At 44.8% G+C, this 22,354-nt stretch carries 28 protein-coding genes and 4 pseudogenes; 18 read left to right on the plus strand and 14 right to left on the minus strand.

Translation table 11 applies throughout. From position 1 onward, the window contains the following. Positions 1 to 67: 67 nt before the first annotated feature. Both ACK8NJ_RS13610 and ACK8NJ_RS13615 read right to left on the minus strand, forming a co-directional pair. Complete coding sequence (locus ACK8NJ_RS13610) at positions 68 to 361, minus strand: YcgL domain-containing protein (RefSeq protein ID WP_001295992.1); 294 nt, start codon at positions 359 to 361, stop codon at positions 68 to 70. 11 nt (positions 362 to 372) lie between these two features. Continuing rightward, a complete protein-coding gene (locus ACK8NJ_RS13615; protein ID WP_000874955.1) occupies positions 373 to 531 on the minus strand; it encodes a hypothetical protein in 159 nt (52 codons plus the stop codon). Positions 532 to 601: 70 nt separating this feature from the next. Between ACK8NJ_RS13615 and pliG the strand changes: the two genes are divergently transcribed. After that, entirely contained in the window at positions 602 to 1,003 is a 402-nt protein-coding gene (gene pliG, locus ACK8NJ_RS13620) for a g-type lysoyme inhibitor PliG (RefSeq protein ID WP_000693755.1), read from the plus strand. Positions 1,004 to 1,122: 119 nt separating this feature from the next. Here the strand turns inward: pliG and ACK8NJ_RS13625 are convergent, their stop codons facing one another. Next, positions 1,123 to 1,491 (minus strand): YcgJ family protein, encoded by a 369-nt coding sequence (locus ACK8NJ_RS13625; RefSeq protein ID WP_411961706.1) that lies wholly within the window; start codon positions 1,489 to 1,491, stop codon positions 1,123 to 1,125. A gap of 519 nt (positions 1,492 to 2,010) precedes the next feature. On the opposite strand from ACK8NJ_RS13625, the gene minC reads away from it, so the two are divergent. Genes minC through minE form a run of 3 tightly spaced genes read left to right on the plus strand, consistent with a single transcriptional unit; the run spans position 2,011 to position 3,812 of the window. Continuing rightward, positions 2,011 to 2,706 carry a septum site-determining protein MinC gene (gene minC / locus ACK8NJ_RS13630; RefSeq protein WP_000072536.1) on the plus strand — a complete coding sequence of 232 codons (696 nt, stop codon included), beginning with the start codon at positions 2,011 to 2,013 and terminating at the stop codon, positions 2,704 to 2,706. Positions 2,707 to 2,729: 23 nt separating this feature from the next. Beyond that, on the plus strand, positions 2,730 to 3,542 hold the full coding sequence (gene minD, locus ACK8NJ_RS13635) for a septum site-determining protein MinD (protein ID WP_000101055.1): 813 nt from the start codon (positions 2,730 to 2,732) through the stop codon (positions 3,540 to 3,542). 3 nt (positions 3,543 to 3,545) lie between these two features. After that, positions 3,546 to 3,812: a cell division topological specificity factor MinE gene (gene minE / locus ACK8NJ_RS13640; protein WP_001185665.1), complete on the plus strand. Its 267-nt coding sequence runs from the start codon at positions 3,546 to 3,548 to the stop codon at positions 3,810 to 3,812. A gap of 366 nt (positions 3,813 to 4,178) precedes the next feature. Here the strand turns inward: minE and ACK8NJ_RS13645 are convergent. From ACK8NJ_RS13645 to ACK8NJ_RS13655, 3 pseudogenes are all read right to left on the minus strand, one after another. After that, positions 4,179 to 4,523 (minus strand): annotated as a pseudogene (locus ACK8NJ_RS13645) (autotransporter outer membrane beta-barrel domain-containing protein); the annotation flags it as partial. Positions 4,524 to 4,557: 34 nt separating this feature from the next. Beyond that, positions 4,558 to 4,668, minus strand: a pseudogene (locus ACK8NJ_RS13650) (ATPase); the annotation flags it as partial. Continuing rightward, positions 4,638 to 4,821 (minus strand): annotated as a pseudogene (locus tag ACK8NJ_RS13655) (hypothetical protein). The pseudogenes ACK8NJ_RS13655 and ACK8NJ_RS13650, both read right to left, overlap by 31 nt. A gap of 100 nt (positions 4,822 to 4,921) precedes the next feature. Here ACK8NJ_RS13655 and ACK8NJ_RS13660 point away from each other — a divergent pair. The 3 genes from ACK8NJ_RS13660 to ACK8NJ_RS13670 are packed head-to-tail and all read left to right on the plus strand — an operon-like array spanning position 4,922 to position 5,780. Then, complete coding sequence (locus ACK8NJ_RS13660) at positions 4,922 to 5,095, plus strand: hypothetical protein (RefSeq protein WP_000120099.1); 174 nt, start codon at positions 4,922 to 4,924, stop codon at positions 5,093 to 5,095. Position 5,096: 1 nt separating this feature from the next. Beyond that, positions 5,097 to 5,441, plus strand: coding sequence for a YMGG-like glycine zipper-containing protein (locus ACK8NJ_RS13665; RefSeq protein ID WP_000726974.1), 345 nt, complete (start codon positions 5,097 to 5,099; stop codon positions 5,439 to 5,441). Positions 5,442 to 5,444: 3 nt separating this feature from the next. Continuing rightward, the gene (locus ACK8NJ_RS13670; RefSeq protein WP_000979977.1) at positions 5,445 to 5,780 is read left to right on the plus strand and encodes a YmgD family protein; all 336 of its coding nucleotides are present in this window, start codon (positions 5,445 to 5,447) and stop codon (positions 5,778 to 5,780) included. A 57-nt stretch (positions 5,781 to 5,837) separates the two neighbouring features. Here ACK8NJ_RS13670 and ycgH read toward each other — a convergent pair. The 7 genes and pseudogenes from ycgH to ycgZ all read right to left on the minus strand — a co-directional run bounded on the left by ycgH (position 5,838) and on the right by ycgZ (position 12,316). Then, positions 5,838 to 8,500, minus strand: a pseudogene (ycgH, locus tag ACK8NJ_RS13675) (autotransporter YcgH). 399 nt (positions 8,501 to 8,899) lie between these two features. Further along, entirely contained in the window at positions 8,900 to 9,118 is a 219-nt protein-coding gene (ymgF, locus tag ACK8NJ_RS13680; protein ID WP_001306821.1) for a cell division-associated protein YmgF, read from the minus strand. A gap of 131 nt (positions 9,119 to 9,249) precedes the next feature. Continuing rightward, the gene (locus ACK8NJ_RS13685) at positions 9,250 to 10,773 is read right to left on the minus strand and encodes an EAL domain-containing protein (protein WP_001246461.1); all 1,524 of its coding nucleotides are present in this window, start codon (positions 10,771 to 10,773) and stop codon (positions 9,250 to 9,252) included. Between the two features lie 335 nt (positions 10,774 to 11,108). Next, positions 11,109 to 11,357, minus strand: coding sequence for a protein YmgC (gene ymgC, locus ACK8NJ_RS13690; protein WP_001065757.1), 249 nt, complete (start codon positions 11,355 to 11,357; stop codon positions 11,109 to 11,111). A gap of 112 nt (positions 11,358 to 11,469) precedes the next feature. Continuing rightward, positions 11,470 to 11,736, minus strand: a complete 267-nt coding sequence (gene ariR, locus ACK8NJ_RS13695) for a biofilm/acid-resistance regulator AriR (protein ID WP_000888778.1) — start codon at positions 11,734 to 11,736, stop codon at positions 11,470 to 11,472. 28 nt (positions 11,737 to 11,764) lie between these two features. After that, on the minus strand, positions 11,765 to 12,037 hold the full coding sequence (locus ACK8NJ_RS13700; RefSeq protein ID WP_000858018.1) for a hypothetical protein: 273 nt from the start codon (positions 12,035 to 12,037) through the stop codon (positions 11,765 to 11,767). A gap of 42 nt (positions 12,038 to 12,079) precedes the next feature. After that, positions 12,080 to 12,316, minus strand: coding sequence for a regulatory protein YcgZ (ycgZ, locus tag ACK8NJ_RS13705; RefSeq protein WP_000554146.1), 237 nt, complete (start codon positions 12,314 to 12,316; stop codon positions 12,080 to 12,082). Between the two features lie 313 nt (positions 12,317 to 12,629). Here ycgZ and bluF point away from each other — a divergent pair, with 313 nt between their 5' ends. The 6 genes from bluF (at position 12,630) to ACK8NJ_RS13735 (ending at position 16,431) form a co-directional block, all read left to right on the plus strand. Next, the gene (gene bluF, locus ACK8NJ_RS13710) at positions 12,630 to 13,841 is read left to right on the plus strand and encodes a blue light-responsive regulator BluF (protein ID WP_025210395.1); all 1,212 of its coding nucleotides are present in this window, start codon (positions 12,630 to 12,632) and stop codon (positions 13,839 to 13,841) included. 204 nt (positions 13,842 to 14,045) lie between these two features. After that, entirely contained in the window at positions 14,046 to 14,777 is a 732-nt protein-coding gene (bluR, locus tag ACK8NJ_RS13715) for a DNA-binding transcriptional repressor BluR (protein WP_000332300.1), read from the plus strand. A gap of 220 nt (positions 14,778 to 14,997) precedes the next feature. Then, positions 14,998 to 15,402: a DUF1398 domain-containing protein gene (locus ACK8NJ_RS13720; protein ID WP_000373096.1), complete on the plus strand. Its 405-nt coding sequence runs from the start codon at positions 14,998 to 15,000 to the stop codon at positions 15,400 to 15,402. Between the two features lie 52 nt (positions 15,403 to 15,454). Continuing rightward, complete coding sequence (locus tag ACK8NJ_RS13725) at positions 15,455 to 15,565, plus strand: hypothetical protein (protein WP_411961707.1); 111 nt, start codon at positions 15,455 to 15,457, stop codon at positions 15,563 to 15,565. 237 nt (positions 15,566 to 15,802) lie between these two features. Then, entirely contained in the window at positions 15,803 to 15,847 is a 45-nt protein-coding gene (locus ACK8NJ_RS13730; protein ID WP_120795380.1) for a protein YmgK, read from the plus strand. A gap of 260 nt (positions 15,848 to 16,107) precedes the next feature. Beyond that, positions 16,108 to 16,431, plus strand: a complete 324-nt coding sequence (locus ACK8NJ_RS13735) for an anti-adapter protein IraM (RefSeq protein WP_411961708.1) — start codon at positions 16,108 to 16,110, stop codon at positions 16,429 to 16,431. Between the two features lie 102 nt (positions 16,432 to 16,533). Here ACK8NJ_RS13735 and icd read toward each other — a convergent pair whose 3' ends face one another. Further along, entirely contained in the window at positions 16,534 to 17,784 is a 1,251-nt protein-coding gene (gene icd, locus ACK8NJ_RS13740) for an NADP-dependent isocitrate dehydrogenase (protein WP_000444487.1), read from the minus strand. 171 nt (positions 17,785 to 17,955) lie between these two features. On the opposite strand from icd, the gene rluE reads away from it, so the two are divergent. The 5 genes from rluE to purB are packed head-to-tail and all read left to right on the plus strand — an operon-like array spanning position 17,956 to position 22,291. After that, the gene (gene rluE / locus ACK8NJ_RS13745; protein WP_001248702.1) at positions 17,956 to 18,609 is read left to right on the plus strand and encodes a 23S rRNA pseudouridine(2457) synthase RluE; all 654 of its coding nucleotides are present in this window, start codon (positions 17,956 to 17,958) and stop codon (positions 18,607 to 18,609) included. Between the two features lie 9 nt (positions 18,610 to 18,618). After that, complete coding sequence (gene nudJ / locus ACK8NJ_RS13750) at positions 18,619 to 19,080, plus strand: phosphatase NudJ (RefSeq protein WP_000476093.1); 462 nt, start codon at positions 18,619 to 18,621, stop codon at positions 19,078 to 19,080. 53 nt (positions 19,081 to 19,133) lie between these two features. After that, positions 19,134 to 20,240 carry a tRNA 2-thiouridine(34) synthase MnmA gene (mnmA, locus tag ACK8NJ_RS13755; RefSeq protein WP_000004751.1) on the plus strand — a complete coding sequence of 369 codons (1,107 nt, stop codon included), beginning with the start codon at positions 19,134 to 19,136 and terminating at the stop codon, positions 20,238 to 20,240. 35 nt (positions 20,241 to 20,275) lie between these two features. Continuing rightward, a complete protein-coding gene (gene hflD, locus ACK8NJ_RS13760; protein ID WP_001297479.1) occupies positions 20,276 to 20,917 on the plus strand; it encodes a high frequency lysogenization protein HflD in 642 nt (213 codons plus the stop codon). Between the two features lie 3 nt (positions 20,918 to 20,920). Next, a complete protein-coding gene (gene purB, locus ACK8NJ_RS13765; protein WP_000423742.1) occupies positions 20,921 to 22,291 on the plus strand; it encodes an adenylosuccinate lyase in 1,371 nt (456 codons plus the stop codon). Positions 22,292 to 22,354: the final 63 nt, after the last annotated feature.

The raw sequence follows: 22,354 nt of genomic DNA on the forward strand, positions 1-22,354 counted from the left end.
TTCCCCTCACCTTATCGTGGATATGAAAACCCGCGCCGACAAAGATAATGCCACCGCCGGATATCGGTTATTTGTTCGTGTCGTCTGTTTTCTGCCCCATGACGGAAAGATGTTGCTTCAGCAAATCTTCGGGTGGTGGCGGTAACTGCAAATAGTAACCTTGCTCGGTTAATGCCTGTTTAACCTTTTCAATATCGGCATTGACCAGTTTCTTCCGCCCATCCAGCGGCAGAATCATCGCTAACTGAGGCTGACCAAAACCTTTCATCAGTTCCTCAGGTACACGCGAAAAATCGTCTTTTTTTTCGACATATAAATAGGTCTGGTCACGCTTGCTGCTTCGATAAATCACACAAAACATACTTTTACTCTTTAAGATGCCAGGTTTTGGCATAAGCTAACATCAATGAAACCCGCGCCACAAGCCAGCCAGCTGTAGATTTCTGCGGTTTGTTCAGTCCATGCGCCCTTAATAAGTGATCCCCCGGCAAAAATGCCGCGCCGGGATTTAACCGAACGCAGGAAAGCCACTGGAATTCTCCTGTGATGAATTGTTATATTATAACAGTTCATCATCCTCATTCTGAACAGGAGACTACCTATGAAAATCAAGGGCATCAGTAAGGCTGTATTATTGCTTGCACTGCTAACCTCCACGAGCTTTGCTGCGGGTAAGAATGTCAATGTTGAGTTCAGAAAAGGCCATAGCAGCGCTCAGTACTCCGGCGAAATAAAGGGATACGATTACGATACATATACCTTCTATGCCAAAAAAGGTCAGAAAGTGCATGTGAGTATCTCTAATGAAGGCGCTGATACTTACCTCTTCGGGCCAGGAATCGATGATTCTGTTGATTTATCCAGATATTCCCCAGAACTCGATAGTCACGGACAATACTCACTCCCTGCTTCTGGCAAATATGAGCTGCGAGTGCTGCAAACCCGAAACGACGCCCGTAAAAACAAAACTAAAAAATATAACGTCGATATTCAAATTAAGTAAATGTCAACCGACGGGGACTCTCCCCGTCATAAACGTTAACGCCCCACTCCTCTCTGTCGCTCAAGAGGTTAATGACGAATAGCAGACAATGCCGAATAGAACATAATGTAAACAAGGCATCACTCACGACACATAAATAACATCTTTGTGGTGGTTTGATTGATTTTTCCACTCCGATTACCATCCACACCAAAATAACGATCATCACGACATAATTTTTCTTTAACATCGCAAAATACACCGTTAGCGAATGTAAATTCGCTGGGATCGTAGCCTTGTAATGATTGTAAGTTTTCAGCGGCTTTTTCGCCGAGATATTTCCTTGTTAACTCTGGGGAAATGCCATCTGAGTTCACACAAATATACGGGTCGCAAACAACGCCGCACGCCGGAGATTGAAGTCCGCCAGCGTCATGTCCAGACGCCATTGATGAGAACATCATCCCCACACCTGACAATCCGATATAAAAAATACGCATCATATTCATAGCACATCCTGATAATCCAACCGTACAACACTTATGCTCATTTCATCATCAATCCGTAATCAAAACCGCTGACCTGGACGAGTTACGATGACCTGACAGAAGTATCAGACGTCTTCTGCGGTTTCTATGATAGAGCAATTCTGTGGCGGATATTAAGATAACGGGTATCTGTTCTTTAATGATGCCGCAAAAAATGGAAAGTTAAGAAAGCCTGGCGTGGTGAAAAAATACACTCGCCTCAATACTGGATATTTAAACAGTTCTGAAGATGCTGTCACGATTAGGGTGCGGAAAAAGGAAGCGTAAATAAGAACAATCAAAAGTACGACGGCAATGGGTTGATTGACAAGGGTATTTTTTAAGCTATGAATCAGCGCCATTTATCACAGAATAGACTTTTACTCTGAATAAATGGGAGGGTGACTTGCCTCAATATAATCCAGACTATAACATGCCTTATAGTCTTCGGAACATCATCGCGCGCTGGCGATGATTAATAGCTAATTGAGTAAGGCCAGGATGTCAAACACGCCAATCGAGCTTAAAGGCAGTAGCTTCACTTTATCTGTGGTTCATCTGCATGAGGCAGAACCTAAGGTTATCCATCAGGCGCTGGAAGACAAAATCGCTCAGGCCCCCGCATTTTTAAAACATGCCCCCGTTGTACTCAACGTCAGTGCACTGGAAGACCCGGTAAACTGGTCAGCGATGCATAAGGCGGTTTCGGCAACCGGTTTGCGGGTTATTGGCGTAAGTGGCTGCAAAGATGCGCAACTTAAAGCCGAAATTGAAAAGATGGGGCTGCCTATCCTGACGGAAGGAAAGGAAAAAGCGCCGCGTCCAGCTCCCGCACCGCAGGCTCCAGCGCAAAATACAACGCCGGTCACAAAAACGCGTTTAATAGATACCCCGGTGCGTTCCGGTCAGCGTATTTATGCTCCACAATGTGATCTGATTGTTACAAGCCACGTTAGCGCTGGGGCCGAATTGATTGCCGATGGTAACATTCATGTCTATGGCATGATGCGCGGTCGTGCGCTGGCAGGGGCAAGTGGTGACCGGGAAACGCAAATATTTTGCACGAACCTGATGGCGGAACTGGTGTCCATCGCAGGTGAATACTGGCTGAGTGATCAAATCCCAGCAGAATTTTATGGCAAAGCGGCGCGACTGCAGTTAGTCGAAAACGCTTTGACCGTTCAACCGTTAAATTGATCCCTTTTTAACAAGGAATTTCTATGGCACGCATTATTGTTGTTACTTCGGGCAAAGGGGGTGTTGGTAAGACAACCTCCAGCGCGGCCATCGCCACTGGTTTGGCCCAGAAGGGAAAGAAAACTGTCGTGATAGATTTTGATATCGGCCTGCGTAATCTCGACCTGATTATGGGTTGCGAACGCCGGGTCGTTTACGATTTCGTCAACGTCATTCAGGGCGATGCAACGCTAAATCAGGCGTTAATTAAAGATAAGCGTACTGAAAATCTCTATATTCTTCCGGCATCGCAAACACGCGATAAAGATGCCCTCACCCGTGAAGGGGTCGCCAAAGTTCTTGATGATCTGAAAGCGATGGATTTTGAATTTATCGTTTGTGACTCCCCGGCAGGGATTGAAACCGGTGCGTTAATGGCACTCTATTTTGCAGACGAAGCCATTATTACCACCAACCCGGAAGTCTCCTCAGTACGCGACTCTGACCGTATTTTAGGCATTCTGGCGTCGAAATCACGCCGCGCAGAAAATGGCGAAGAGCCTATTAAAGAGCACCTGCTGTTAACGCGCTATAACCCAGGCCGCGTAAGCAGAGGTGACATGCTGAGCATGGAAGATGTGCTGGAGATCCTGCGCATCAAACTCGTCGGTGTGATCCCTGAGGATCAATCAGTATTGCGCGCCTCTAACCAGGGTGAACCGGTCATTCTCGACATTAACGCCGATGCGGGTAAAGCCTACGCAGATACCGTAGAACGTCTGTTGGGAGAAGAACGTCCTTTCCGCTTCATTGAAGAAGAGAAGAAAGGCTTCCTCAAACGCTTGTTCGGAGGATAAGTTATGGCATTACTCGATTTCTTTCTCTCGCGGAAGAAAAACACGGCCAACATTGCAAAAGAACGGCTGCAGATTATTGTTGCTGAACGCCGTCGCAGCGATGCAGAACCGCATTATCTGCCGCAGTTGCGTAAAGATATTCTTGAGGTCATTTGTAAATACGTACAAATTGATCCTGAGATGGTAACCGTACAGCTTGAGCAAAAAGATGGCGATATTTCTATTCTTGAGCTCAACGTGACCTTACCGGAAGCAGAAGAGCTGAAATAAGCCCGCTGTAAAAGCGCATTTATCTTCAAGGCAGAGTCATCTCTGCCTTGAGTTTTTCATCCCCCTCATCCACGTTTGATAAGAGCGGCGAGTATTCTTGCTGATGCTACTCATTCCTTCCCCCCCTTTACACCTTAATGCCGTTCCCCCCACACAGAACAAATTGTTTATACCTGGCTGAGTAAATAACCTTATTGTTAGTATTGGTATACTGGGAGATGATAACCCCGCAATTTCATTATTCATTGTTCTCCCATAGGATGAGGTTTCCCGCCGTAACTGGCGGGCTTTTTTTTGCCGCAGAATTTTCCCTTTTAACACCCTGTAAACGAAAACTGCGCCGAAGCGCAGTTTAATCGTTGATGGTCAGAACGACCAGTTCGCACCAGCCACCGCGTTCCATGGGGATTCCACACCGGCACCATGGCTATACCCCACCCCGAGATGCCCGCTTAACGAACTGCTGAATGAGGCTTTAATACCTGCCTGATATATTCCACGTCTGCCCGACAAATCATTGACAAAATTACCGTCATTATTCACTTTCACCCGGTTATCATCGACAAATTCTTTGCGCACAGCCGCCTTCAGCCACGGCTCAACTTCAATGCCGTTCCCCAGACGCATGTTGTAACTCAGCGTTGCGCCCAGTTCACGATATATACTGCGGGTATCGACTGATTTCGATTCCATGCCATTGGATAAATGATAGTAGCGTCTAAGTGACCTTAGCTCTGCTGCAACATCATCCCGCAGGCACCAGACCAGGGGATTGATCCTGAATAGGCAGCGCAAGTGTATTGTGTTCACCGCTCATCAAAGACATTATGATGAAATGATGATATCCCGCATAAGAAAAGGCATTTTTTAAACGCTGTGCGCTGAGGTGTGGTTGGATATAAAACACTCTTTTCTGATAATACTGTCGTACGCTTATTTTTCGACAATGAGGCCGTCGACAAAATAAAATGACTAATGTAATCATTGCTGATGAATATTTTCTTCTCACATAAAAATCACACAATAATATTCATAAATCAGATTATCTTACCTTTACAACATTGTATTAACACTCAATGACACTTCTTGAATAAAAATATTGTCAATCAATGAGTTATTTCTCATTTGAGATTATTCTTATTCCCGTAAAAAACATAATTCCTATCATCACAGTCACGCTCATTTTGAATTATCTGAATAATAGCGAGCGTTCTTTAGTTAAGCAGATCTTAATTGAAGACGAAATTATTGTGTGTGCAACTTACTTAATACCGGACATCTAAGTTGAAGAAAAAAATACTTGCCTTCGGGCTTATCTCAGCATTGTTCTGCTCCACGCCAGCGATGGCGGATATGAACCGCACCACGAAAGGTGCATTGCTAGGCGCAGGCGTTGGTTTACTTACTGGCAATGGTGTTAATGGCGTACTGAAAGGTGCAGCTGTTGGCGCTGGTGTTGGTGCAGTAACAGAAAAAGGCCGCGACGGTAAAAATGCGCGTAAAGGTGCAAAAGTGGGTGCCGCCGTTGGTGCTGTCACTGGCGTTCTGACCGGCAATGGCCTCGAAGGGGCGATTAAAGGTGCCGTGATTGGCGGTACGGGTGGTGCAATTCTGGGTAAAATGAAATAAGGAATGATGATGAAAAAATTTGCTTTACTGGCAGGTCTGTTTGTTTTCGCACCAATGACCTGGGCGCAGGACTACAATATTAAAAACGGTTTGCCGTCAGAAACCTATATTACTTGCGCAGAAGCCAACGAAATGGCAAAAACTGACAGCGCACAGGTTGCAGAAATTGTTGCGGTAATGGGTAATGCCAGCGTTGCCAGCCGTGATTTAAAAATTGAACAATCTCCGGAACTGAGCGCCAAAGTGGTAGAAAAACTGAATCAGGTTTGCGCTAAAGACCCGCAAATGCTGTTGATCACGGCAATTGATGACACCATGCGTGCTATCGGCAAAAAATAATATTTCATATGTTACCGCGTCGATGAATTCGACGCGGTTTTTTAGCTAATGGCGGGATCAGAACTTATATTTCAGGCCCACCATCATTGCGGTGTCATTGTAGCCATTATCACCCAGCTGCACGCCCACATTACCCCAGACGCTGACCGCCGGATTCAGATTGCCATTTACGCCAAGTTTAATTTCCCCCAGATTACGCGCCCCGTATTGTTCAACTTTCACACCGTTCATTGAGACAGCAAAATCTTTACTGTTATGGATCCAGTTCATTTCAACAAAAGGTTCAAAGTCGTCACCGTGCGGACCGCTGTTTTTCTCCTGAGTACGAATAAAGGTGCGGAAGCCGAGTCGGGTCTGGATGTTGTTATTTGCGTCATTCTCAATACGTGAGCCATTGGCTTCCGTGTGCGCATTATGATCGACGCCCATCCAGATAGCCTGTGCCTGTGGCTGGAAGATCCACGTATATTTCGCCGCTTCCAGACCAAAGGATTTATTCAGGGCAAAACCGTAACCCGCTTCCAGCGAGACGGTTGCACCTTTCGCACTATAGGATTCATAGGCTAATTCATCTCCTTTCACCGAGTTTTTAAACCAGCTATATTGCGCCCAGGCGTCAATGTATGCGCCTTTTTTACTGATGTCATCGGCAAACCAGGTGGCATACAGCCCTGCGCTATAGCCTCTGACACTCCCTTTCGAACGATAATCCGACACGCTGGAATGAGTTGAGTTGTAGTCGCGGGCATAACCAGCCATCACTCCCAAACGCCAACTGTCACTGTCGGTAAAACCACCGGTTAACAGATCCGCCCCTAACTGCGAGACGTAGCGATGCGAGGTCGTTCTCAACTGTCCGTTGCTGTCACGCCAGGCATTATGCCCGCCAATTTGACGTAGCCAAAGTCGGCTTGAACGCTCCTGTTCAGTTACAGGATCGATGTAGCGCGTTTCACCTGCACGATCGTTCAGACGCATAACAAAAAGAGTGTTAGCGGCTGCCAGGTTGGCGACGTAACTTCCAGCTTCGGGGCGCAGAACGGGGGTAGGAGTTTCTATTGATTCTGAATCTCCCTCTGAGCTGTTATCCTCCTCATTCAATGACTGATAACTTGTCAAATACCAGTTTTTGCCTTGTTGTTTTAGTTGATATTCGAAAGCTCCAGCTGCAATCCTTGCATCACCTTGTCTGAAGGCATCTGCTGGAGATTCATCGCCATTCACAGTTATGAGTTCGATCCCATTTAGCGTGGCCGCGCCGCTTCCTCCAGCATTTTTCACATAGACGGTAGTTGACCCCGAAGTATTACCCTCAACAATAAGTCTGTCCGTAGCCGATTTATCATCACCTAATACGGTGCGGATATTAAGCTGACCATTATCACCGACATAATTACCTTTTACGGTTAACGTTTTTCCCTGGGTAAATGTTTGACCATCATCATACGAAAGATTGATAATACTGTCTGAATTAGTCAGATGGGTAACAACGGAGTCATCTTTCATATTCCAGATTGTGTTTTCTGAAAGCTTCAGTGTGGTTGTGCCGCTAACGAGTTTAGTCGCTCCATTTAGAGTAGAGTCGGACGAAATTATGTTTAAGCCACCTCCAGTATTATTAACCAGAATATTATTACCAGGCGTGATAATACTTCGATTAAGGATGCTTACATCCGTTGTAGTTTTGTTAACATCAATACTATCCAAAGCACTTGAAAGTTCGACACTTGATAGTGCTATTTTGGCTTGAGAATCGATATTTGATGCATCAATTGATATTCCTTTATCTTGTTCTGATACCGCGGTGACATTGGAAAAAAATAACTCTCCACCATTGTATATTTTTGCAATGGGGGCTTTAGTGCCTTTTGTTGTAATAGAACTATTTTTATATCAATGTTACCTTGTCGAATAGCAACTGCATAACTTCCATGCTCCCCGGTTTCAAGTGCCACATAATCTAAATTAATATATGCTTTTTCCCCATTAGCATAAGCACCATAGCTATTAGTGCCATTAGTTGTTATGGAACCACCATTCATTTTTAAATCAGCACGGCTAATAACTTCGTAACTGTTAGAATCACTAACTTCATCATCTACAGCATCGACACATGTTCGAGACTCTCCAGGACTTGAACATGCAAGAACACCTACTGCATTTTCCCCATAGGTAACAATGTTCGTTTTATCTGTGGTTTCAAGACGGGTGTTATTTTCCACAATCCCAGAATCATTAACCTGACTTAAAAGTCCCGCTGAATATGCCCCCCTCGTCTCGACTGAATTATCACCATTCATAACGATGGTGCCACCAAATTCACTGACTACTGCGCTGGCTGTTATCCCTCCATTAACATCTTGGTTATTTCCTTTGTCAGATACGCTTCCAGAGGTCTTAATATCGCTATCGCTTATATATAATACTTTGTTATGACTATCAACAGAAATACCATAAGATCCATCACCACTAGTCATCACACTGGCATTATTTATATATCCAGTTACACCGTCATCCACTTTCACAGCATGGCTTTCGTCTTTAGTGGTTAGATACTCTCCATTACTTATCGAATTATTATCTTTGATTTCAATCGGCGATTCTTCATCATTTATATAGGAAAGTATACTATAATCATCCAACAATTGTGTTGCATATGCATTACCCACCGCCAAAGCAATAAGTCCTAAACTAAACCCGGGGAGTTTTTTCAGTTTCATAGATTAACCATCCATTCATTGGATTAACAAACATTCCTGGTCAAATAACCTATGAGTTCAGATTACCAAAACAGAGGGTAAAGACAAAAACAAAAGCACAAAAAATTTAAATAGATAAACAGCGACAATATATAAATGATAAATAAGGCGGCATTATCATTTTTCACCTTATTTTCATGACATTGATCACTTTGGGGTGACGATTTTGTTTAACAAATAACTCTTCGACATCAAAATTATTAATAGTTGCCATAGAAATTATTTCGATGATATATAAAACCAACTGTGATAACACCAGGGTTGACAACTATTTGCGCAATAATTCCTTTCCTTCAATGATCCAGGCGTTCACTGTCAGCACCCAATTCAGCCGCATACTGACAGTGAGAAACTGAAAGATTATTGCTGATCCCTGTGGCTGACGAGTCTTTCCCTTAATCGATTAATCAGATTGATCGCCAGCCAAACAAGGGCATTAAGCAAATTTATCGTCACAAGCACTTCTCCCAGCCCGGTACTGGGTTTTGCAATAAGGATGACCAGGAGAGTGATCAGCATAAATGCAATGGAAAAGATGATATAGAGAGTGAAATAATCCAGATTATTACTATTGTTCATGCTACTAATGGCAATCCTGTCAAAACTTTCAAACAATTATAGCAAACAAAATAATGAACAATAGTAACAAGAGGCAACGAGCTAATTAGCTGTCTATAATTACACCGCACTATGGCCTTACTGATCGATTTTCACTCAACCACAACCTTCACCTTCGGTTTAGAAAGGATAATTTTGACCAGGTCGATGTATGTTACCGGTTTATAGAAATAATAACCCTGCTGAAATGTGATATTATTTTGATTCAGATAGTCAAGTTGTTCTTTCGTTTCGACACCTTCAGCGACGATACTGATCGAAAGTTTACGCGCCAGATCCAATACACAATCCAGAATCCGAGTTGATTCTGGGTCTGCGTTTACGCGGCCAACGAAACTGTGATCAATTTTGATATAATCAATATGCAGGTCATGCAGATAAGAAAGCCCTGAGTAGCCAGTACCGAAATCATCCAGCGCGATGACAAAACCATTTTCATGCAGAATGTTCAACCGCTGAACCAGACTTTCATCAACATTTAATGGCTCACGCTCGGTAACTTCCAGAACGAGGTTTAAATCGCGACGGGTAAAACTGTCACGGTAATTTAAGCACTCGTCGACAAATGTCGGTGAAATAATATGCGAAGCGCTAAAATTAATTCCAATATGAAAACCTTCCGGCAGTTTACTCGCGATAGCGTTCATCTGTCTGGCAACCTGATTCATCAGGCTTTGCGTAAGCGGAACGATTAATCCGGATTTTTCAGCAAGTGGAATAAATGCCGCGGGTGATATATATCCACCGTGAGGTTGTTTCCAGCGGGCTAACACCTCAACTCCCCGCAATGTCCCTTCCCGACCATTTACCACAGGTTGGTAAAATGGGACGATCTCCCCATTATTTATAGCCCGTCGCAAGATCTCCTCAGGCGTTGCGCTTTTATTGAAATACCTATCAAGCAGGAAGGCAGCGGCGCAGGCGATTAACAGAATAAATATCAAAATCCCAAAGCCTTTATCGATAAGTCTGTAGAAGCTAAAGAGTGGCGGCGGGTTAAAGATAATAGTGAAATGATATTTTGTGGAGTGAACCTTCTCGGTATAGGGATAGTGTCCATTAAGCGTCATCACATCACCCGTAGGTCCAATAATGTCATCTGCCACGCGTAATACATACCTTACCCCTTTCAAGGGTACATTAAGCGCCCCGCGAATATGCTGATCACTTATCGTAACCAAAATGCGCGTATCTGCAAATTGGCTCTGATAGAGCAGGATAGGTAATCTATTAACGGTGTCGATTGCCGGAGCCAGCAGTAAATTACTGTCCGGGAAAACAGGAATACGAGACAGTAGGACCCGATTCCCCGGTAAGGATGTACACCAGACCGTTCCCTGTTTGAGAATGATGATTGTGCGCAGGTGAGGTTTCAGAGCTGCTTCAGTGCCAAGCTGATATTGCTCCTCGAGGTCGCATTCCTTCCCGGCAATGTTAACCGCCGTTTGAGTCGCCTGTGACGCTTCTTCAAGTATATGATTGATATTGTTGGCGGCATATCTTGCTCCCGCCAGGTACTCTGCTTTTGCGGAATACCAGAGCTGGATGTTCAAAATAGTGACACCGGTTATAAACAAGCATATCGCAATGAAGATGGGTATGAGTGTATTGCGCATTTGCTTGTCCCGGCCAAAGGGTTTAATACATGAAAATGCCATTCATTCGCTCGCACTGGCATCTACAGAGAGCATGGTAGAGAGCATAAGAAATATCCACGCCGAAGATAAAATTTTCTCCATCTTCATCTAACCTATTAATTATTGAGCACAATGTAGTCAGAATTAAACAAATTAGGTGGGATATCAGGCGTCAAGAATGGAAAACGAGCGCTCTCCATTCCTGTTTGCCCCCTGATATTGCGGATATATTAAGAAAGCATAACGCCTGAAATGCTCACTTTGCACCAGCATGATGATACAGCTGATGTTTATTCTATAACCTTACTCAAGTTCTAAGAGAGCACTGATTCCCTGTCATTAATAATGATATCCGTTAGTGTAGTCTTATGCATTTCAATGTACTGCAAGATTTGCAGATAGAGATCAGAAAGAATCACACTAGTTTCATCTTTTAAACGCAAGCGTAAAGCCTGATCAATAATATGACTATCAACATACCCGTGCGTCATGAGCACCTCCCTCTCGAGATTTTTAAACAAAGCACATTGAAAAATAAATCTCTCGGGGATTGAATTATTCATGTCAGCCTCGTAGGAATATTGACCCAATAAAATTATGCTGTGTATAGTCTAAAGCGACAGACAAAAATAAGATGACTGAGTTTTCTATAAACTTATACTTAATAATTAAAAGTTACATATCATCAGCTGTGTATCGCAACACGATTTCCAGTGTTTTTCTAATCACATCAGCTTTGAGAATATCACTTGTTGTTTCCAGAGAGTGTATCAGACTTAAGATAATATTTTTATTATTAACATTATCGCCTGAAAGCATTAAATTGGTCACAGCCTGCCCTAACACAGCTGACTCTTCTTCTAACAAATTACCTGAACTACGAAAGTAGCTTGATAACGCTTTATCAGTTATTGCATTATGAATTGTAGTATCTTCAAGCATGGTAACCTCTCATCTTACTTATGAAATTTTAATGTATTCTGTTTATTTTCTTACCATTGAACATACTTTTATTGTCAGCTATCGCTGTTCTTCTGTTTGGCTCTCCTGTATCACTGTTGCTAAAATCACGAATTATGCTGTCAATTAAATCTCGTCGGAAAGCAGTTTCCTCAGCCGATTTCATTACGAGTAATTGCTTAATAAGAGTCTGTAACGAAAAATTTATCTTCATGCGCAGTATATGGAGCACCGCCTGGCCAGTAATTTCATATTTTGTACTTTCATTATCAGATGTCTTCATAACGACTTCATAGCTAACCTGTTAAATAATCAGGCTGTTGCATTATTCAAAAAGCAACCCAATTAGTGCATTATAATGTTTCTGTTCCTCTTCCCCTGTCGCTTGTTCCAGTCGGCATAGAAGTTTGGCACAAAGCGACTTTCGACTCAGATTACGTCCATCTTTCAAAATCTCAGTCACAATTTCCCCGAGAGTTTCCTGCTGAGTAGGCAAGTTAGCTTTTGCAAAGTAACGAGTGATTGCTCCCGCAGAATCTAAAGTCACTGAATTTTGATGCATGCTACGCCTCTGTTAAAAATGTTAATCAATGTTAAGTGAGGTAACAATAGCAAACTTGTACGAAATATGTGTACAGAATGATAAATTAATTTTTTGCATTTAATGCTAATACATATAAAACAACAGGTTATGATAAAAAATATTGCATCATTTAAATGACAACCTATACAAGAATTTTCGCCAACTCATCTTCAACTTTTTCCATTTTTTATCAATGTAAAGAAACAGTTATGTTTTGGTATTAAAAGAAAGACACCGGAAGATATGTCTGTTACCGTCTTACTCTCGCCTCTCCCATTACCCTGGACAGTTAATGCTTACCACCCTTATTTATCGTAGCCATATACGTGACGACGAACCTGTCAAAAAAATCGAAGAAATGGTTTCGATAGCAAATCGCAGGAACATGCAGTCTGACGTAACAGGGATCTTACTGTTTAATGGATCTCATTTTTTCCAGCTTCTGGAGGGTCCGGAAGAACAGGTTAAAATGATATATCGGGCTATATGCCAGGATCCACGGCACTATAATATTGTTGAGCTGCTGTGCGATTACGCGCCTGCTCGCCGTTTTGGCAAAGCGGGAATGGAATTATTTGATTTGCGCCTGCACGAGCGAGATGACGTTTTACAGGCCGTATTCGACAAAGGCACATCAAAATTTCAGCTAACTTATGATGACAGAGCGCTACAATTTTTTCGTACTTTTGTCCTTGCAACCGAACAAGCAACCTATTTCGAGATCCCTGCCGAAGACTCCTGGCTTTTTATCGCTGACGGATCTGATAAAGAACTTGATTCCTGTACCCTTTCACCAAATATAAACGACCACTTTGCCTTTCATCCTATTGTCGATCCCTTATCGCGGCGGATAATCGCTTTTGAAGCCATTGTGCAAAAAAATGAAGACAGCCCGTCAGCTATAGCGGTTGGGCAGCGTAAAGAAGGGGAAATCTATACAGCGGATCTCAAAAGTAAGGCGCTTGCATTCGCGATGGCACACGCACTTGACCTCGGTGATAAAATGATTTCAATCAATCTATTACCTATGACCCTGGTTAACGAACCTGACGCAGTCTCTTTTTTACTTGATGAAATAAAGGCCAATGCTCTGGTGCCTGAACAAATCATCGTTGAATTTACTGAAAGTGAAGTCATATCTCGGTTTGATGAGTTTGCAGAAGCGATTAAATCGCTTAAGGCTGCCGGTATCAGTGTAGCAATTGATCATTTTGGCGCAGGTTTTGCCGGTTTGTTACTCCTGTCACGCTTCCAGCCTGACAGAATTAAAATCAGTCAGGAATTGATTACCAATGTTCATAAAAGCGGGCCACGGCAGGCAATTATTCAGGCGATCATAAAATGCTGTACATCACTTGAAATTCAAGTCAGTGCTATGGGCGTGGCAACACCAGAAGAGTGGATGTGGCTTGAATCCGCAGGAATTGAGATGTTTCAGGGAGATCTGTTTGCTAAAGCTAAATTGAATGGTATCCCTTCCATAGCGTGGCCAGAGAAAAAATAATTTTCAGCACATTCTTTCACATGATTTCAGTAAATCATCGTGAAAATGAATACGTTATGTTTAAATTTAATCCACATTAAAAATAATGTTTCATCCAATTTAGCTGAAATCTTATTTATACTTTGTACAATTTTAGCGTATATTGTACAAAGTATTATTGGGTCGTGTACAGGCGACGGAGATTTGTGACCGCAAGGAGGAATTGTGGCTTATTACAGCATTGGTGATGTTGCTGAACGTTGCGGGATTAATCCTGTCACTCTCCGGGCCTGGCAACGCCGCTACGGTTTGTTAAAACCACAGCGCAGTGAAGGCGGACACCGACTCTTTGATGAAGAAGACATACAACGCATCGAAGAGATCAAGCGTTGGATAAGTAATGGCGTCCCTGTAGGCAAAGTTAAAGCATTACTGGAAACCACCAGCCAGGATACGGAAGATGACTGGAGCCGCCTGCAAGAAGAGATGATGTCAATTCTTCGTATGGCTAATCCTGCCAAACTACGCGCGAGAATTATTTCACTGGGTCGAGAGTACCCGGTAGATCAATTGATTAATCATGTTTACCTTCCTGTTCGTCAGCGTCTCGTGCTTGATCACAACACCTCCCGCATTATGAGCAGTATGTTTGACGGCGCATTAATTGAATACGCAGCAGCCTCACTTTTCGAAATGCGCCGTAAGCCCGGTAAAGAAGCCATTCTGATGGCGTGGAATGTTGAAGAGAGAGCACGATTGTGGCTGGAAGCATGGCGTTTATCATTGTCAGGATGGCACATTTCTGTTCTTGCTGATCCCATTGAATCGCCGCGCCCGGAACTGTTCCCAACGCAAACATTGATTGTCTGGACAGGCATGGCACCAACGAGAAGGCAAAACGAACTTTTACAACACTGGGGTGAGCAAGGTTATAAAGTCATCTTTCATGCCCCCTAATTTTACCTTTATCCCGCCCCTTAGACAGAATCTTATAATCTGAACCCACAACAGCGTTTGTACCGGAGCTGGTCCGTTGCAAAATGCTCACCGGGAGAATTCAGGTAATCCCCCTTTCACACTTTGTACATATCACAGCCAAAGGACAGACCAGATTGAAGTGGTAAAACCGATCGTGCACACTACGCAGTCTCACAACTAACAAGAGGTTATTATCCTGATGGATCAGGTTGTTGTTTTTCAAAAGATGTTTGAGCAAGTGAGAAAAGAGCAAAACTTCTCCTGGTTTTATTCAGAATTAAAACATCACCGTATTGCACATTACATTTATTATCTGGCTACGGATAACATCAGAATTATTACTCACGATGACACGGTTTTGTTATTAAGAGGAACCAGGAACCTGTTAAAAGTTAGTACGACCAAGAACCCTGCTAAAATAAAAGAGGCCGCATTGCTTCATATTTGCGGAAAATCAACATTTCGGGAATACTGTTCAACACTGGCAGACGCGGGCGTTTTCCGGTGGGTTACTGATGTTAATCATAACAAACGCAGTTACTACGCCATTGATAATACGCTTTTATATATTGAAGATGTAGAAAATAATAAACCATTAATCTAGCTAAAGTTGGACGCTTAAAAAATGCTTCATAATTCAGTAAGGCATTAGCATAATGGAAATAAAAGTGCAGAGACTATTCATATGGATGAGTAATACTATCTTTTTATTGCCATCCATAAATAATCACCAGATCAATACTATCAACTTGATATTTGAAATGTGATCACTTGACTTTTGATACGTTATTTTATAGCGGTTAACATATTTATAAAAAACAACGGGCGTGCCATACGCCCGTTTCAATACTTAACGCACATGTGTTTTGGTTTAGTCATCATCCGGTTATATGTATTTTAGCCAGGAATGGGTTAAACCATTCCTATATAACTAAAAAATTGAAATCTTATTCTCATGTCATGCTTATATTCGTCATTATCGTTATATAAAAAGGCCAACCATAATGTTTAGCAAATTGGCACAAAGTAGTATAAAGGCTATGTTTTAATTACAGGATGTTCAGTCATTTGAATGTATAACATTTTAGCTAAACAAATCTAAAACGAAGTGAATAATTTAATGTTTTCACTAAATCTCATTTTGTTTAATCTCTATTGAGATTACTTGCTTTAAATTTTGTTTTATATAAACAATGGTTTTAATTTTTAATTAATTTGTTTTTTTGAGGGGGTAATATACTCATATGCAAAATCAAGAAATAAACATCCTAATGAACCATATTAAATACCGTGGGATAAGACATAACAAATGAAGTGGATAGTAATTGACACGGTAATTCAACCTACATGCGGTATATCTTTTTCAGCCATATGGGGTGATATGAAAATGATCATCTGGTATCAACCTACTACATTTCTCACTCCTGGAAGTATATTTACACCGGTTAAGTCTGGTATTATCTTTAAGGATAAAGAATACCCTATTACTATTTATAACATCACACCATTCAACAAGGATTTATGGAGTTTACTCAAAAGCAGTCAAGAGTGTCCTCCAGGAGAAAGCGCAATAACAAATAAATGTTTACATAATAGTTGTATTATAAAAATATGCCCATATGGACTCAAGTAATGGTCTTCATATAAATATTCTCGACATGATATTAATAATATCCACATAAATAAAACAACGGGCGTGTTATACGCCCGTTTCAATATTTAACACATGTAGAGATTACATGTTCTTGATGATCGCGTCGCCAAACTCGCTACATTTCAGCAATTTAGCGCCTTCCATCAGACGTTCGAAGTCATAGGTTACGGTCTTGGCATTGATTGCGCCTTCCATACCTTTAACAATCAGGTCAGCCGCTTCGGTCCAGCCCATATGGCGCAGCATCATCTCAGCGGAGAGAATAATAGAGCCTGGGTTTACTTTGTCCTGACCGGCATATTTCGGCGCAGTACCGTGGGTGGCTTCAAACAGGGCGCATTCGTCACCGATGTTTGCGCCTGGGGCGATACCGATACCGCCGACCTGTGCAGCCAGAGCGTCAGAAATGTAGTCACCGTTCAGGTTCATACAGGCGATAACATCATATTCAGCCGGACGCAGCAGGATCTGTTGCAGGAATGCATCAGCAATCACGTCTTTAATGACGATCTCTTTGCCGGTATTCGGGTTTTTAACTTTCAGCCACGGGCCACCGTCGATCAGTTCACCGCCAAACTCTTCACGCGCCAGTTGGTAGCCCCAGTCTTTAAATGCGCCTTCGGTGAACTTCATGATGTTGCCTTTGTGCACCAGGGTCACAGAGTCACGATCGTTAGCAATTGCGTATTCGATCGCTGCACGAACCAGACGTTTGGTGCCTTCTTCAGAACATGGCTTAATACCGATACCGCAATGTTCCGGGAAGCGAATTTTCTTCACGCCCATCTCTTCACGCAGGAATTTAATTACTTTCTCGGCGTCAGCAGAGTCAGCTTTCCATTCGATACCCGCATAAATGTCTTCCGAGTTTTCACGGAAGATAACCATATCGGTCAGTTCAGGGTGTTTAACCGGGCTTGGGGTGCCCTGATAGTAACGTACCGGACGCAGGCAGATGTAGAGATCCAGTTCCTGGCGCAGGGCAACGTTCAGAGAGCGAATACCGCCACCAACCGGAGTGGTCAGCGGGCCTTTGATGGCAACGCGATATTCACGAATCAGATCAAGGGTTTCAGCAGGTAGCCAGACATCCTGACCATAAACCTGTGTGGATTTTTCACCGGTGTAAATTTCCATCCAGGAGATTTTACGCTCGCCTTTATAGGCTTTCTCGACTGCAGCGTCGACCACTTTCAGCATGGCTGGGGTTACATCTACACCGATTCCATCACCTTCAATGTAAGGGATAATCGGATTTTCAGGAACGTTGAGTTTGCCGTTTTGCAGGGTGATCTTCTTGCCTTGTGCCGGAACAACTACTTTACTTTCCATTCACCTCTCCTTCGAGCGCTACTGGTTTGCTCGTCTGCCACCACGTTGCATATGCGTTTGCGTCCTGCGATACGGATGCATTAGAGCAATTTTTTGTTAATGATTTGTAATTGGCTTGTCAATACTACCCTATTGTTTGCCGTCATGAAAGATGCGCGTTATTAGGCTATAATGCGGCAATTCATAATCTCTGAAAATACCATGCAAAAAACTTCTTTTAGAAATCACCAGGTTAAGCGATTCAGCTCGCAACGTTCTACCAGGCGTAAACCTGAAAACCAGCCCACGCGTGTGATCCTGTTCAATAAACCCTACGATGTTCTTCCGCAGTTCACCGATGAAGCCGGACGCAAAACATTAAAAGAATTCATCCCGGTTCAGGGCGTTTATGCGGCAGGTCGTCTCGACCGCGATAGCGAAGGGTTGCTGGTGCTGACCAATAACGGCGCGTTGCAGGCGCGTTTAACCCAGCCGGGTAAACGCACCGGAAAAATCTATTATGTGCAGGTGGAAGGTATTCCCACACAAGACGCACTTGAAGCCTTGCGCAATGGCGTAACCTTAAATGATGGCCCTACCCTGCCCGCAGGCGTAGAGCTGGTTGACGAACCCGCGTGGTTATGGCCGCGGAATCCACCAATTCGTGAACGCAAAAGTATTCCCACCAGCTGGCTGAAGATCACCTTATATGAAGGACGTAATCGCCAGGTGCGCCGCATGACCGCCCATGTTGGTTTCCCCACGCTGCGACTGATTCGCTATGCGATGGGTGATTACTCTTTGGATAATCTTGCCAACGGCGAATGGCGAGAAGCGACAGATTAAGGACGCAAAATGTTTAAACCGCACGTTACCGTTGCTTGCGTGGTGCACGCAGAAGGCAAATTTTTAGTCGTTGAAGAGACGATTAATGGTAAAGCGTTATGGAACCAACCGGCGGGGCATCTGGAAGCGGATGAGACGCTAGTGGAAGCTGCTGCGCGTGAGCTGTGGGAAGAAACCGGCATCAGCGCGCAGCCGCAACACTTTATTCGTATGCATCAGTGGATTGCGCCAGATAAAACGCCGTTTTTGCGTTTCCTTTTTGCCATTGAGCTTGAGCAAATATGCCCGACCCAGCCTCATGACAGCGATATCGACTGCTGCCGTTGGGTTAGCGCCGAAGAAATTTTACAGGCGTCAAATCTTCGTTCGCCGCTGGTGGCGGAAAGTATTCGTTGTTATCAAAGCGGGCAACGCTATCCGCTGGAGATGATTGGCGATTTTAACTGGCCTTTTACAAAGGGTGTCATCTAAAAGGCTGCGTGATAGAATACGCCGCCTTGAAGTTCAATGTCGTGAGTGATCCAATGTCTGAAACCGCAAAAAAAGTAATCGTCGGCATGTCCGGCGGTGTCGATTCCTCCGTTTCTGCCTGGCTGTTGCAACAACAGGGATATCAGGTCGAAGGCCTGTTTATGAAGAACTGGGAAGAAGACGACGGTGAGGAATATTGCACAGCGGCAGCGGATCTGGCTGATGCCCAGGCTGTCTGCGACAAGCTCGGCATTGAACTGCACACCGTTAACTTTGCTGCCGAGTACTGGGACAACGTCTTCGAACTGTTCCTTGCCGAATATAAAGCCGGTCGCACGCCGAATCCGGATATTCTGTGCAACAAAGAGATCAAATTTAAAGCCTTCCTCGAATTTGCCGCCGAAGATTTAGGTGCCGATTATATCGCTACCGGTCATTACGTACGTCGGGCAGATGTCGATGGCAAGAGCCGCCTGCTGCGTGGTCTGGACAGTAATAAAGACCAGAGCTACTTCCTTTATACGCTTAGCCATGAGCAGATTGCGCAAAGCCTGTTCCCGGTCGGCGAACTGGAAAAACCGCAGGTGCGTAAGATTGCTGAAGATCTTGGTCTGGTCACCGCGAAGAAAAAAGACTCTACCGGCATTTGCTTCATTGGCGAACGTAAATTCCGCGAGTTCCTGGGCCGTTATCTCCCGGCGCAACCGGGCAAAATCATTACCGTCGATGGCGATGAAATTGGTGAACACCAGGGGCTGATGTATCACACCCTCGGTCAGCGTAAAGGTCTGGGTATCGGTGGCACCAAAGAAGGCACCGAAGAACCGTGGTATGTGGTCGATAAAGACGTCGAAAACAACATTCTGATTGTTGCGCAGGGCCATGAACACCCGCGTCTGATGTCTGTCGGTCTGATTGCCCAGCAGCTGCACTGGGTTGATCGCGAACCATTCACCGGCACTATGCGTTGCACGGTAAAAACCCGCTATCGCCAGACCGACATTCCGTGCACCGTCAAGGCGCTGGACGATGATCGCATTGAAGTGATTTTCGATGAGCCGGTTGCCGCCGTGACGCCGGGCCAGTCTGCCGTCTTCTATAACGGTGAAGTGTGCCTCGGTGGCGGTATTATTGAGCAGCGTCTGCCGCTGCCGGCCTGATTATTATCTTTACTTAAAACAAGGAAGCAGTGAACGTGGCAAAGAATTACTATGACATCACCCTCGCCCTGGCCGGTATTTGTCAGTCGGCACGCCTGGTGCAACAACTCGCTCACCAGGGGCATTGTGATGCCGATGCGCTACACGTCTCACTCAACAGCATTATCGATATGAACCCCAGCTCGACGCTGGCGGTTTTTGGCGGTAGCGAAGCCAACCTGCGCGTCGGGCTGGAAACCTTGCTCGGCGTGCTCAATGCCAGCAGTCGCCAGGGCTTAAACGCTGAGTTAACCCGCTACACACTCAGCCTGATGGTGCTTGAGCGCAAACTCTCCTCAGCGAAAGGTGCGCTCGACACTCTGGGCAACCGGATCAACGGCCTGCAACGTCAGCTCGAACACTTCGATTTACAGTCCGAAACGCTGATGAGCGCGATGGCTGCTATCTATGTTGATGTGATTAGCCCGCTTGGCCCACGCATTCAGGTCACCGGTTCCCCTGCTGTACTGCAAAGTCCACAGGTACAGGCGAAAGTCCGCGCTACCCTGCTGGCAGGCATTCGCGCCGCCGTGCTCTGGCACCAGGTCGGCGGCGGACGTCTGCAACTGATGTTTTCTCGTAATCGCCTGACCACTCAGGCAAAACAAATTCTTGCTCATTTAACCCCGGAGTTGTGATCTATGGAATTATCCTCACTGACCGCCGTTTCCCCTGTCGATGGACGCTACGGCGATAAAGTCAGCGCGCTGCGCGGGATTTTCAGCGAATATGGTTTGCTGAAATTCCGTGTACAAGTTGAAGTACGTTGGCTGCAAAAACTGGCCGCGCACGCAGCGATCAAGGAAGTTCCTGCTTTTGCTGCCGACGCAATCGGTTACCTTGATGCAATTGTCGCCAGTTTCAGCGAAGAAGATGCAGCACGCATCAAAACCATCGAGCGTACGACTAACCACGACGTTAAAGCGGTTGAGTATTTCCTGAAAGAAAAAGTGGCGGAGATCCCGGAACTGCATGCGGTTTCTGAATTCATCCACTTTGCCTGTACTTCGGAAGATATCAATAACCTCTCCCACGCGTTGATGCTGAAAACCGCGCGTGATGAAGTGATCCTGCCGTACTGGCGTCAACTGATTGATGGCATTAAAGATCTCGCCGTTCAGTATCGCGATATCCCGCTGCTGTCTCGTACCCACGGTCAGCCAGCCACGCCGTCAACCATCGGTAAAGAGATGGCTAACGTCGCCTACCGTATGGAGCGCCAGTACCGCCAGCTCAATCAGGTGGAGATCCTCGGTAAAATCAACGGTGCGGTCGGTAACTATAACGCCCACATCGCCGCTTACCCGGAAGTTGACTGGCATCAGTTCAGCGAAGAGTTCGTCACCTCGCTGGGTATTCAGTGGAACCCGTACACTACCCAGATTGAACCGCACGACTACATTGCCGAACTGTTTGATTGCGTTGCGCGCTTCAACACCATTCTGATCGACTTTGACCGTGACGTCTGGGGTTATATCGCCCTTAACCACTTCAAACAGAAAACCATTGCTGGTGAGATTGGTTCTTCCACCATGCCGCATAAAGTTAACCCGATCGACTTCGAAAACTCCGAAGGGAATCTGGGCCTTTCCAACGCGGTATTGCAGCATCTGGCAAGCAAACTGCCGGTTTCCCGCTGGCAGCGTGACCTGACCGACTCCACCGTGCTGCGTAACCTCGGCGTGGGTATCGGTTATGCGCTGATTGCATATCAATCCACCCTGAAAGGCGTGAGCAAACTGGAAGTAAACCGTGACCATCTGCTGGATGAGCTGGATCACAACTGGGAAGTGCTGGCTGAGCCAATCCAGACAGTTATGCGTCGCTATGGCATCGAAAAACCGTACGAGAAGCTGAAAGAGCTGACTCGCGGTAAGCGCGTTGACGCCGAAGGCATGAAGCAGTTTATCGACGGTCTGGCGTTGCCAGAAGAAGAGAAAGCCCGCCTGAAAGCAATGACGCCGGCTAACTACATTGGTCGCGCCATCACCATGGTTGATGAGCTGAAATAAGCCTCAAAACAGTGCCGGATGGCGATGCTGTCCGGCCTGCTTATTAAGATTATCCACTTTTTC

It is taken from the genome of Escherichia sp. F1 (genome assembly GCF_046764225.1).
Taxonomy (GTDB): Bacteria; Pseudomonadota; Gammaproteobacteria; order Enterobacterales; family Enterobacteriaceae; genus Escherichia; species Escherichia coli.